This window comes from Pseudomonas mercuritolerans (assembly GCF_025706525.1).
Classification (GTDB): domain Bacteria; phylum Pseudomonadota; class Gammaproteobacteria; order Pseudomonadales; family Pseudomonadaceae; genus Aquipseudomonas; species Aquipseudomonas mercuritolerans.
Window position 1 is genome coordinate 331,521 of the sequence record NZ_JAMSHA010000006.1, and the last position, 12,212, is coordinate 343,732.

Annotated in this window: 9 protein-coding genes and 2 tRNA genes; 7 read left to right on the forward strand and 4 right to left on the reverse strand. The window is 59.9% G+C overall.

Features of this window, described 5'->3' with window-relative positions; translation table 11 throughout:
• Position 1 precedes the first annotated feature (1 nt).
• Both ND528_RS18870 and ND528_RS18875 read left to right on the forward strand, forming a co-directional pair.
• On the forward strand, positions 2-1,291 hold the full coding sequence (locus ND528_RS18870) for an adenylosuccinate synthase (RefSeq protein WP_263470902.1): 1,290 nt from the start codon (positions 2-4) through the stop codon (positions 1,289-1,291).
• A 139-nt stretch (positions 1,292-1,430) separates the two neighbouring features.
• On the forward strand, positions 1,431-3,365 hold the full coding sequence (locus tag ND528_RS18875) for a methyl-accepting chemotaxis protein (protein WP_122601478.1): 1,935 nt from the start codon (positions 1,431-1,433) through the stop codon (positions 3,363-3,365).
• Between the two features lie 80 nt (positions 3,366-3,445).
• Here ND528_RS18875 and ND528_RS18880 read toward each other — a convergent pair whose 3' ends face one another.
• The 4 genes from ND528_RS18880 to ND528_RS18895 form a co-directional block, all read right to left on the reverse strand.
• A complete protein-coding gene (locus tag ND528_RS18880; RefSeq protein ID WP_263470903.1) occupies positions 3,446-5,011 on the reverse strand; it encodes an ABC transporter permease in 1,566 nt (521 codons plus the stop codon).
• Positions 5,011-6,021: an extracellular solute-binding protein gene (locus ND528_RS18885; protein ID WP_016771941.1), complete on the reverse strand. Its 1,011-nt coding sequence runs from the start codon at positions 6,019-6,021 to the stop codon at positions 5,011-5,013. The genes ND528_RS18880 and ND528_RS18885 overlap by 1 nt, the downstream gene beginning before the upstream one ends.
• A 302-nt stretch (positions 6,022-6,323) precedes the next feature.
• Positions 6,324-6,410, reverse strand: a tRNA-Leu gene (locus ND528_RS18890).
• Between the two features lie 180 nt (positions 6,411-6,590).
• Positions 6,591-6,677, reverse strand: a tRNA-Leu gene (locus ND528_RS18895).
• A 225-nt stretch (positions 6,678-6,902) separates the two neighbouring features.
• Between ND528_RS18895 and rnr the strand changes: the two genes are divergently transcribed.
• The 5 genes from rnr to ND528_RS18920 all read left to right on the forward strand — a co-directional run bounded on the left by rnr (position 6,903) and on the right by ND528_RS18920 (position 12,203).
• The gene (gene rnr, locus ND528_RS18900) at positions 6,903-9,533 is read left to right on the forward strand and encodes a ribonuclease R (RefSeq protein ID WP_263470904.1); all 2,631 of its coding nucleotides are present in this window, start codon (positions 6,903-6,905) and stop codon (positions 9,531-9,533) included.
• Positions 9,530-10,294: a 23S rRNA (guanosine(2251)-2'-O)-methyltransferase RlmB gene (gene rlmB, locus ND528_RS18905; protein ID WP_024011372.1), complete on the forward strand. Its 765-nt coding sequence runs from the start codon at positions 9,530-9,532 to the stop codon at positions 10,292-10,294. Before rnr ends, rlmB begins: the two co-directional genes overlap by 4 nt.
• A 296-nt stretch (positions 10,295-10,590) precedes the next feature.
• Entirely contained in the window at positions 10,591-11,013 is a 423-nt protein-coding gene (rpsF, locus tag ND528_RS18910; RefSeq protein WP_016771938.1) for a 30S ribosomal protein S6, read from the forward strand.
• Positions 11,014-11,042: 29 nt separating this feature from the next.
• Positions 11,043-11,273, forward strand: coding sequence for a 30S ribosomal protein S18 (gene rpsR, locus ND528_RS18915; protein ID WP_002551829.1), 231 nt, complete (start codon positions 11,043-11,045; stop codon positions 11,271-11,273).
• Positions 11,274-11,309: 36 nt separating this feature from the next.
• Complete coding sequence (locus ND528_RS18920) at positions 11,310-12,203, forward strand: hypothetical protein (RefSeq protein ID WP_016771937.1); 894 nt, start codon at positions 11,310-11,312, stop codon at positions 12,201-12,203.
• Positions 12,204-12,212: the final 9 nt, after the last annotated feature.

Genomic DNA, 12,212 nt, shown 5'->3' on the forward strand with positions numbered 1-12,212 from the left:
TATGGGTAAGAATGTCGTAGTCCTGGGCACCCAGTGGGGTGATGAGGGCAAAGGCAAGATCGTTGATCTGCTGACCGAACATGCTGCCGCCGTAGTGCGCTACCAGGGTGGCCACAACGCGGGTCACACGCTGGTGATCGACGGCGAGAAAACCGTCTTGCACCTGATTCCGTCGGGCGTGCTGCGCGAAGGCGTGCAATGCCTGATCGGCAACGGCGTGGTGGTTGCACCTGACGCCCTGCTGCGCGAGATCACCAAGCTGGAAGAGAAAGGCGTACCGGTGCGCGAGCGCCTGCGTATCAGCCCGTCCTGCCCGCTGATCCTGTCCTTCCACGTTGCGCTGGACCAGGCCCGTGAAAAGGCCCGTGGCGAGCTGAAGATCGGTACTACCGGTCGCGGCATCGGCCCGGCTTACGAAGACAAGGTTGCCCGTCGTGGCCTGCGTGTCGGCGACCTGCTGAACATGCCGCGCTTCGAAGACAAGCTGCGTGAACTGGTGGAATACCACAACTTCATGCTGGTCGGTTACTACAAGGAACCAGCCATCGAGTTCGAAAAGACCCTGGCCGAGTGCAAGGAATACGCTGAGCTGCTCAAGCCGCTGATGCTCGACGTGACTGCCGAGCTGCACGACCTGCGTCGTGCCGGCAAGGACATCATGTTCGAAGGCGCGCAAGGTTCGTTGCTCGACATCGACCACGGCACCTACCCGTACGTGACCAGCTCCAACACCACCGCGGGTGGCGTGGCGACCGGTTCGGGCGTTGGTCCGATGTTCCTGGACTACATCCTGGGCATCACCAAGGCCTACACCACTCGCGTCGGTTCCGGCCCGTTCCCGACCGAGCTGTTTGACGAAGTCGGTGCGCACCTGGCCAAGCAAGGTCACGAGTTCGGCGCCACCACCGGCCGTGCCCGTCGTTGCGGCTGGTTTGACGCCGTCATCCTGCGTCGCGCTATCGACGTGAACAGCATTTCGGGCATCTGCCTGACCAAGCTGGACGTACTCGACGGTCTGGAAACCATCAACATCTGCGTTGGCTATAAAGATGCGCAGGGCAACGCCGTTGCGCCGACCGACGCTGACAGCTATGTCGGCCTGCAGCCGGTGTACGAAGAAGTGCCGGGCTGGAGCGAATCGACCGTGGGTGCCAAGACCCTGGAAGAGCTGCCGGCCAATGCTCGTGCCTACATCAAACGCGTTGAAGAGTTGATCGGCGCGCCGATCGACATTATTTCGACGGGCCCGGACCGCAACGAAACCATCGTTCTGCGTCATCCGTTCGCTTGATAAGTCGTTGATGTAAAAAACAAAGGCCCCTTAATCGGGGCCTTTGTCGTTTATGCCTGTTGGACGGCATGACCTTTGCTGTGAATCTGTCTACAAGAGTGCCATCAAATTAATGGCGTCAGAAGTAGAGGGATTTAAAGTGTCAGCCGTTCTCTCACTGTTACAAAGCCGTTTGTTGCGGCCGGTGTTCGTTACCCTTGGTATCGCCCTTTTGGTGCAGGTGTTGGTGGCGGTTGCCCTGACGCGGAGCACGGTCACGGCGCTCGAAGCTGATCTGGCTGTGCGCTTGGGTGCCGACAGCCAGAAACTCTCCGGTGAGCTGGAGCAGGCGGGGCGTGAAGTCACTTCAAGTCTTGATGCGTTATCGGCCAGCACTCGTCAGCGCCTCACGGCTGGCCTGTCCACACGCCTCAAAGAAGAGCAGGCGCAACTGCGGGCGACGCTGGAAAAGGATCTAAAGGATTCGGCCAACGACATGGCGCAGTTGCTTGCATCCGTAGCGCCGCGTGCGATGTGGGACAGCGACGTGCCGACGCTGTCGGAGTTCGCCCGTCGCGCCCAGCGCAATCCCAACGTGCTGTTCGTGGTGTATGACGACGCCACCGGCCAGCATCTGACCCGTTATCTCAACCGTGAAAATCCGATCAACAAGGCCTTGCTGGAAAAAGGTCAGGGCGAGCGTGCGCTGGATAAAGTACTCGATGCGGCGAAAAACGATCCTTCGGTTTACTACCTCGAAGCCTCGATCAATCCCAATGGCGTGGAAATCGGCAAAGTGCTGATGGGCGTGTCCACGGCCTCGGTAGAAACCGATCTCGCCGAGCTCGACAAGCGCTTCCTCGCGCTAATTGCCAGCAGCGATCAATTGGTCGGCGACAGCCTCAAAGGCGCAGCGGCGGACAGCGCCAAGGCAATGCAGGCGCGCCTGCAATCGGCGCAGGGCACCGCTGGCGAAATGAAAGCCAACACCGCACAAACCGTTCAAGACGCTGCCGCGACACTGCGCTGGCGTATCGGCCTTGGCCTGGCACTGGTCGGTTGCGGCGTGCTGCTATTGCTGGCCGTGGTGCTCGGTCATCGTGTGGTCAATCGTCTGAAAATGCTCAATGCGGCGATGGACGATCTGGCAGCGGGCGAGGGAGACCTCACCAAGCGTGTGCAGATCAACAGCAAGGATGAAATCGGCGACATGGCCTCGGCGGTCAATCGCTTTGTGGATAAATTGCAGCCGATCGTACGCGAGGCGGGCGATGTCGCTCAGCGCACTGGCGTGGAAATCGGCGCGATGACTTTGCGCAACGCTGGCGCCGATGCGGCTGCCGGAATGCAGCGCGATGAAGTTGCAGAAAGCCTTCGCGCGCTGTCGCAAATGGCAGACGAGGCGCAGTCGGAAAGTCAGGCAATGCAGGCGGCGCTGAAGCAGGTTGTCGATATTCGTCAGGCCACCGATGAGAACACTCGTACTTCCGCCAAGGTCGGCAGCCTGATCGAAGCGCTGGCCGGGCAGGTCGATACCGGGGCGAAGGTCATCGAGCGACTGGCGCAGCAGAGTGAGCAAATCGAGGTGGTGTTGACGGTGATTCATGGCATCGCTGAACAGACCAACCTGCTGGCGTTGAACGCTGCGATCGAGGCGGCGCGGGCCGGTGAGACCGGGCGTGGTTTCGCCGTGGTCGCCGATGAAGTGCGTGCGCTGGCGAGCAAAACGCAGAGCTCGACGGGTGATATTCAAGCGCACATCGTCGCTCTGCAGCAGGGCGCACGTGAGGCGGTCGAGGCGATTGGTCAGGCCGGACGGCAGGCCAGCGAAGGTTTGCTGGTGTTGCGCGACAGTGCGCGGTTGCAGCAGTCGGTGCAGGCTTCGGTTGAGCAGGTGCATGCGGCGATCGGTCTGGCGACGCAAGCAGCAGCGCATCAGGCGCAGGGTGCACAGGCAGTGCGTGGGCGGGTCGAGACGATTCATGCACAGGCCGAGAAAGCGGCGCAGGCAGTGGTGGAGACCACGGCCAGTGGCAAGGTGCTGGATGGCCTGGCTGCGCAATTGAAGGCTAGCCTGGGACAATTCCGCGCTTAAGATCAAAAGATCGCAGCCTGCGGCAGCTCCTACAGGGAAACGCAAATTCCGATGTAGGAGCTGCCGAAGGCTGCGATCTTTTAGCGGCTCAGATACATCCGCGTCGTCAGCAGATAAACCGGCAACCCCGAGACCACAATCAACAACGCCGCATAAGGCGCCGCCGCCGCAAACTCGACATTCGCCGTATGCGCCCAGACTTCGGTCGCCAATGTATTGAGTCCGGTTGGGCTGAGCAGCAACGTTGCCGTCAATTCCTTCATCGCATCAAGAAATACCAGCGCAAACGCTGCGCCCAGTGCCGGGAAAATGATCGGTAAGGTCACCCGGCAAAACGCGGTGAACGACGATGCGCCTAATGTCCGCGCCGCTTCTTCCAGCTGCGGTGCAGCCTTGTTCAGCGCAGTGCGGATCGGCGCCTGCGCCAATGGCAGGAACAGCAGCGCATAGGCGATCAGCAGCAAGCCCGACGTCTGATACAGCACTGGCACGTAATGCAGGGCGAAATACACCAGCGTCAACGCAATCACCAGCCCCGGCAGCGCGTGCAACAGATAAGGCAGGCGTTCGGCCCAGATTGCCAATCGGCCTTTATAGCGCACCACCAGCAACCCGACCGGCACCGCCAGCACCAGGCACAGCGCCGCACCGCCCAATGACAATGCCAGCGATGACAACAGCGCCTCGGTGATCGCCGCTACCGGGAACGCCGCCGATGAGCCGACCGCCAGCCAGTAGGCCAACATGCCCAGCGGAACGCCGCTGCCGATAATCGCCAGCAACAGGCAATACAACTGACCTGCCGCCGCCCATGGCCCAAGCTTCACTTGCTCAGGCTGTCGCGCCGCGCCTTGGCCGGTGCGCACATGCCGGCCCTTGCCACGCACCCGCAGCTCCAGCCACAACAGCAGCAGACACAGCGCCAGCAACACCGCCGAAAGCATCGCGGCGTTGGCATTGCTGAATTCCAGTTCGAATTGCTGGTAGATCGCCGTGGTGAAGGTTTGCAGGCCAATGATCGACAGCGCGCCGAATTCCACCAGCATGTGCAGGGCAATCAGCAGCGAACCGGCCAGCAGCGATGGCCACAGCAGCGGCAGGGTGACGCGGAAAAATACGCCCCAGCGATTCTGTCCCAACGTGCGGGCGGATTCTTCGAGGGAGGGATCGAGATTGCGCAGGGTCGCCGCTACTGGCAGGAAGATCAGCGGATACTTCGACAGGCTCATCACCAGAATCGCCCCGCCTAGGCCTTCGAATTGCGCGCTGAGCGAGACCCAGGTGAAGCTGCTGACAAACGCCGGCACCGCAAACGGCAGGCACAGGATCACGCCCCACAGGCGCCGCCCTGGCAGATTGCTGCGCTCCAGCAGCCACGCTAGCGACAGACCTATCACGGCGCAGGTAACCGTCACGCCGACCATCAATGCCAAGGTGTTGCGCAGCAGGCCAAACACATACGGGCGCCACAACAAGTGCAGCGCCTCGGCCCATCCGGCCTGCCAGGCTTTCAGTCCGACATAGGCCAGTGGCAGCAGGCTCATGACCACCAGCAGCAACACCGGCAGCACCAGCCAGATCGACGGACGTTTGCGCCTTGGTACATAACCCCCGCGCGCGGCGGGGGGCGATAACGATGCTGCCATCAGTTCAGGCCAACTTCGCGTTCCAGTTCCAGCGCTTCTTCAGCGTTGCCCAGATCCGCCGGGGTGACGTTCGGCGCTTCCAGTTCGCTGAACGGCTTGAGGCCGCGATCCGATTCCATGCCTTTGTGCAGCGGGTATTCAGCGGTGGTCTGAGTGATCACGCGCTGACCTTCTTCGCTGGCCATGAAGGCGAGGAATTGCTGGGCTTCTTTTGGATGTTTGCTGGATTTCAGCACGGCAGCACTGGACACGGTGATCAGGCCGCCAGCGTCGCCGCCGGTGAAGTAATGCAGTTTGGAATCGAGCTTGCCTTTCTCGCGTTGCAGGGCGAACCAGTAGTAGTTGTTCACCAGCACGGTAGCGACTTCGCCGTTTTCCACAGCTTTGAGCGCGACCATGTTGTTGCTGTAGGTCTTGCCGAACGCGCGCAGGCCGGTCAGCCATTCTTCGGCAGCGTCACGCCCGTGCAGTTTGATGATTGCTACAGCTTGTTCCTGGAAGGCGCCACTGGTCGGCACGAAGCCGACCTTGCCCTGCCACTGCGGCTCGGAAAATTCCATTACCGATTTCGGCAGATCTTTTTCATCGATCAGTTTCGGGTTGAACGCGACCACGCGGACGCGGGCGGTAACGCCAATCCAGGTACCGTTGGCGGCGACGTATTTTTCCGGCAAAACCGCTAGGGTGGCGTCATCGGCCTTGGCCAGCAGACCCTGTTCGCCGAGGTTGTTCAGCGGCGGCGACTCTTCGGTGTAGATCACATCGGCGGGCGAGCGGTCGCCTTCTTCGATGATCTGGCTGGCGAGCTGATTGCTGCTGCCTTTGCGCACGTTGACGTGGATGCCGGTCTTGGCTTCGAAAGCCTTGGCAATCGCGTCGCCGACTTCCTTGTGCTGGCCGTTGTAGAGAGTCAGGGAAACCGCATCGGCAGCCTGGGTGAGGGGAGTGGCGAGTGCCAGGCCGAGGAGGGTGAAGGTCAGGCCTCGGCGCAGGGTATTTCGAAACGTCATTCGCAGGGTTCCTCACTGTCGCATTGCAAAAACTTGCAACAATGATAAACGATATTGTTTCTCAAGTGCGCCTTGTGCGGGGCGAGGTGATCTTGTAGGAGCTGCCGAAGGCTGCGATCTTTTGATTTTGCTTTTGATGATAAAGATACGGGCAACAGCAAGATCAAAAGATCGCAGCCTCGTTGCACTCGTCAGCTCCTACAAGCTCTTACAAGACCTGCGGAAATTCAGGAAGCCAGAAACGCAAAAACCCGCTTTCGCGGGTTTTTGTGAAGTCCAAGGCCTGAACCTTGAATTTGAATTGGTGCCCAGAAGAAGACTCGAACTTCCACGACCGTAAGGTCACCAGCACCTGAAGCTGGCGTGTCTACCAATTTCACCATCTGGGCAATCATCGCAAGCGTTGCCGCTGTTGATGTGGCGCACTATACGGAGGCCTTTTTGATCTGTAAACCCCTGATTTGGTTTTAATAAATCAGTGTGAACAAAAGCTTTCCCGCAAATGCAAAAAACCCGCTTTCGCGGGTTTTGTGTGAGTGTTGAAACTGATCTAGTCTCAAACTCGAAATTGGTGCCCAGGAGAAGACTCGAACTTCCACGACCGTAAGGTCACCAGCACCTGAAGCTGGCGTGTCTACCAATTTCACCACCTGGGCATCATCGAAAGCGCTTGTGCGTCGTCGATGGCGCGCACTATACGGAGCGTCTTTTTAACTGTAAACCCCTGCCGCAGAAAAAACTGAATTTTTTTACCAGCGGCGTTCAAAAGCGTATCAGAGCGTTGATACAGGGCCTTGAAAGGTCCTATAGAAGCGGAAATTTCCCGTTTCACGGCGCCTATGCCAAACTAACCCGCATATAGACAAGGTGAAAACTCTCTAATGGCCGATTGGCAGTCCCTCGATCCCGAGGCCGCTCGTGAAGCGGAAAAATACGAAAACCCTATTCCCAGCCGCGAACTGATCCTGGCGCACCTCGCCGATCGGGGTTCGCCTGCTGCCCGCGAGCAACTGGTCGAAGAGTTTGGTCTGACCACAGAAGACCAGATCGAGGCCCTGCGCCGCCGCTTGCGCGCCATGGAGCGCGACGCTCAACTGATCTACACCCGCCGGGGCACTTATGCGCCGGTGGACAAGCTCGACCTGATTCTCGGCCGCATCAGCGGTCATCGTGACGGTTTCGGTTTCCTGGTGCCGGACGACGGCAGCGACGACCTGTTCATGAGCCCGGCGCAAATGCGTCTGGTGTTCGACGGTGACCGCGCCCTGGCCCGGGTTTCCGGTCTCGACCGCCGTGGTCGCCGTGAAGGCGTGATCGTCGAAGTGGTATCCCGCGCTCATGAAACCATCGTCGGTCGCTACTTCGAAGAAGGCGGCATCGGTTTCGTGGTTGCCGACAATCCGAAGATCCAGCAGGAAGTGCTGGTGACGCCGGGCCGCAACGCAAACGCGCAGATCGGTCAGTTCGTCGAAGTGAAAATCACCCACTGGCCAACGCCGCGCTTCCAGCCGCAAGGCGATGTGGTCGAAGTGGTCGGCAACTACATGGCGCCGGGCATGGAAATCGATGTTGCCCTGCGCACTTACGACATTCCGCACGTCTGGCCTGAAGCGGTTGTGAAAGAAGCCGCCAAGCTCAAGCCGGAAGTCGAAGAAAAAGACAAAGAGAAGCGCATCGATTTGCGCCATCTGCCGTTCGTCACCATCGACGGCGAAGACGCCCGCGACTTCGATGACGCGGTCTACTGCGAAGCCAAACCGGGCAAGCTGCGCCTGTTCTCCGGTGGCTGGAAGTTGTACGTGGCGATTGCCGACGTTTCCAGCTACGTGAAGATCGGCTCGGCGCTGGACAACGAAGCTCAGGTTCGCGGCAACTCGGTGTACTTCCCCGAGCGCGTGATTCCGATGCTGCCGGAGCAACTGTCCAACGGCCTGTGCTCGCTGAACCCGCAAGTCGATCGTCTGGCTATGGTTTGCGAGATGACCATCTCCAAGTCCGGCGAAATGACCGACTACTGCTTCTATGAGGCGGTGATCCATTCCCACGCCCGTCTGACCTACAACAAGGTCAGCGCGATGCTGGAAACGCCGAAGGCGACCGAAGCGCGCAAATTGCGCGGCGAGTACACCGACGTCGTGCCGCACCTCAAGCAGCTCTACGCCTTGTACAAAGTATTGCTGGCTGCCCGTCACGTGCGTGGCGCGATCGATTTCGAAACCCAGGAAACCCGGATCATCTTCGGCTCCGAGCGCAAGATCGCCGAAATCCGTCCGACCGTGCGCAACGATGCGCACAAGCTGATCGAGGAATGCATGCTGGCGGCCAACGTGGCCACTGCCGAATTCCTCAAGAAGCACGAAATTCCTGCGCTGTATCGCGTTCACGCCGGTCCGCCGCCAGAGCGTCTGGAAAAACTGCGCGCGTTCCTTGGTGAGCTCGGTCTGTCCCTGCACAAAGGCAAAGACGGTCCGTCGCCGAAGGATTATCAGGCTTTGCTGGCGAGCATCAAGGATCGTCCGGATTTCCACCTGATCCAGACCGTGATGCTGCGCTCATTGAGCCAGGCGGTGTACAGCGCTGAAAACGACGGCCACTTCGGCCTGAATTACGAAGCCTATACCCACTTCACCTCGCCGATCCGTCGTTACCCGGACCTGCTCACGCACCGGGCAATTCGCAGCGTGATCCATTCGAAACAGGATACCCCGCACGTTCGTCGTGCCGGTGCGATGACCATTCCCAAGGCGCGCATCTATCCGTACGACGAAGCAGCGCTGGAGCAGCTCGGCGAGCAGTGCTCGATGAGCGAGCGCCGTGCCGACGAAGCGACCCGCGACGTGGTGAACTGGCTCAAGTGCGAGTTCATGAAGGATCGCGTCGGCGAGTCGTTCCCGGGCGTGATCACCGCCGTGACCGGTTTTGGTCTGTTCGTCGAACTGACCGATATCTATGTTGAAGGCCTGGTACACGTCACCGCGCTGCCGGGTGATTACTACCACTTCGATCCTGTGCATCACCGCCTGGCGGGCGAGCGCACCGGTCGCAGTTTCCGTCTCGGCGACACCGTTGAAGTACGCGTCATGCGCGTTGATCTTGACGAGCGCAAGATCGACTTCGAGATGGCCGAGAAAACCATCAGCGCGCCGATCGGTCGCAAGAAACGTGGCGCCGAAACCGCTGCGCCTGCTGCCAAGGCTGCGGAAGAAAAGGCTCCAGCGAAAACCGCCGGCCGTCGTCCGGCCAAGGAAAAGGTTGCCGAAGCCTATCGCCCGAGCGATGCCGTGGCGAAAAACGCTGAACTGCGCAAAAGCCGTGAATTGAAGAAGGCCTTGCTGGCCGATGCGAAAAACGGTGGTAAAGCGGCGTCCGGGGGAAAGACCGGACGGTCGGCGCCTGACAGGGCGACCGACGGCAAGCCAGCCAAGCCAAGCAAACACCGTAAGGGCCCGCCAAAAGCGGGTTCCGCTCCAGCCAAGAGTGGCGGGGCGCGTAAACCGAAGGCGAAGTCATGAGTCAGTTGGAAAAAATCTACGGCGTTCACGCGGTAGAAGCGTTGCTGCGTCACCATCCCAAGCGCGTCAAGCAGATCTGGCTGGCGGAAAGCCGCAACGATCCGCGCGTGCAGACGCTGGTCGAGCTGGCCAATGAAAACCGTGTTCAGGTCGGCCAGGCCGAGCGCCGCGAAATGGACGCCTGGGTTGAAGGCGTGCACCAGGGCGTGGTCGCGGAAGTCAGCCCGAGTCAGGTCTGGGGCGAGGCGATGCTTGATGAGTTGCTCGATCGCACCGAAGGCGCTCCGCTGCTGCTGGTGCTCGACGGCGTGACCGATCCGCACAACCTCGGCGCCTGCCTGCGTTCGGCCGATGCGGCCGGTGCGCTGGCGGTGATCGTGCCAAAAGACAAGTCGGCCACGCTGACGCCGGTGGTGCGTAAAGTTGCCTGCGGCGCGGCGGAAGTGATTCCGCTGGTGGCCGTGACCAACCTGGCTCGCACTCTGGAAAAACTCCAGCAGCGCGGTTTGTGGGTAGTCGGCACCGCTGGTGAAGCCGAGGTCAGCATTTATGACCAGGACCTGACCGGCCCGACCATTCTGATCATGGGCGCTGAAGGCAAAGGCATGCGCCGCCTGACCCGCGAGCACTGCGACTATCTGGTGAACCTGCCGATGGCCGGCAGTGTCAGCAGCCTCAACGTCTCGGTCGCCACAGGCGTGTGCCTGTTCGAAGCCCAGCGCCAGCGCGGCGCAAAAGCCAAGGCTGCCGCAAAAAAATAAGCTTTACTGCGAGGCCTGTAGGAGCTGTCGAGTGAAACGAGGCTGCGATCTTTTGATCTTGCTTTGAAAAAATCAAAGTCAAAAGATCGCAGCCTTCGGCAGCTCCTACACGGGTCGCCCGGTGGTTGTTCAAATAATCACCAATTGCCTTGCGCCCCCGCAGTCCCTTCTCTACAATTGCGCCCCTTGCTGTGACGGCAGGCACGCATGTGCCCCGCGCCAGCAAGTCCATAAGTGTCATTCACTCCTTGTCTGACCGTTTTTGAGCGGCAGGCTACAACCCGTAAGGAGCATTCATGCGTCATTACGAAATCATCTTTCTGGTCCACCCGGATCAGAGCGAGCAAGTCGGCGGCATGGTTGAGCGTTACACCAAGCTGATCGAAGAAGACGGCGGCAAAATCCACCGTCTGGAAGATTGGGGCCGTCGTCAACTGGCCTACGCAATCAACAATGTTCACAAGGCTCACTACGTGATGCTGAACGTTGAGTGCACTGGCAAGGCCCTGGCCGAGCTGGAAGACAACTTCCGCTACAACGATGCAGTGATCCGTAACCTGGTCATCCGTCGCGACGAAGCCGTTACCGGCCAGTCCGAGATGCTCAAGGCTGAAGAAAACCGCAGTGAGCGCCGTGAGCGTCGCGACCGTCCTGAGCACGAAGGCGCCGAAGGCACCGACAGTGATGACAGCGACAACAGCGATAACGCTGACGAGTAATCCACGGACCTTATTAAGGAGCCTATCAAATGGCACGTTTCTTCCGTCGTCGTAAATTCTGCCGCTTCACCGCTGAAGACGTGAAAGAGATCGACTACAAAGATCTCAACACTCTGAAAGCCTACGTATCCGAGACCGGCAAAATCGTTCCAAGCCGCATCACCGGTACCAAAGCTCGTTATCAGCGTCAGCTGGCCACCGCTATCAAGCGCGCCCGCTTCCTGGCCCTGCTGGCCTACACCGACAGCCACGGCCGCTGAGACCGGGCAGTCGACAAGTAGCAAAGGATTGAATGCATGCGCGCCTTAGCTGAGTTCATCATGCGAGGCCGAATGCAGGCCACTCTCGTGGTGGCTGGATGTGCAACATTGCCGTTGTTGTATTGGTTGGGTGCTGCCGCCGGGAGCCTTGTGCTGCTGCGGCGCGGATTGACGGACGCCCTGGGCGTTCTGTCACTGGGACTGCTGCCGGCCTTGATCTGGTGGCTGTATGCCGACGACCCACGGGCACTTCTGGTGCTGCTGGGGTCTTCGGGGCTTGCGTTGGTTTTGCGCGCAAGCGAATCCTGGGTCCGCACGCTGCTGGTCAGCGTAGTGATCGGAGTGGTGTTTTCAGTGGTGCTCGGGGTCGCGTTTGCGGCCCAGATCGAGATGCTCGCACAGGCCCTTATAAAGGTCATGCCGGCACTTCTCGGTGAGACCTACAAGCAATTGTCGGTCGATGAGCAAGCGCGTTTTGCGTCCCTGATTGCACCGGTCCTGACCGGACTGATTGCGGCCTTGTTGCAGATCGTCAGCGTGCTGAGCCTGATTGTCGGGCGGCATTGGCAGGCGTTGTTGTACAACCCGGGTGGTTTCGGTCGCGAGTTTCGCGCCATCCGCATCCCGCTGGGGCCGGCGATGTTACTGCTGGCGTTGATGCTTCTGGGCCCGAATCTCGGTGCACAGATGGCCATGTTGACGCCGTTGTGCAGTGTACCGCTGGTGTTCGCCGGGCTGGCCCTGATTCACGGGCTGGTCGGGCAGAAGCGACTGGCCGGTTTCTGGCTGGTGGGGTTGTACGTCACGCTGCTGTTGTTCATGCAGCTGATCTATCCGTTGCTCGTGGTTCTGGCCATTGTCGACAGCCTGATTGATTTTCGCGGTCGTCACGTGTCGAAAGACACCGACAGCGCGAACGGTGAAGGTTAAAAGTTAGAG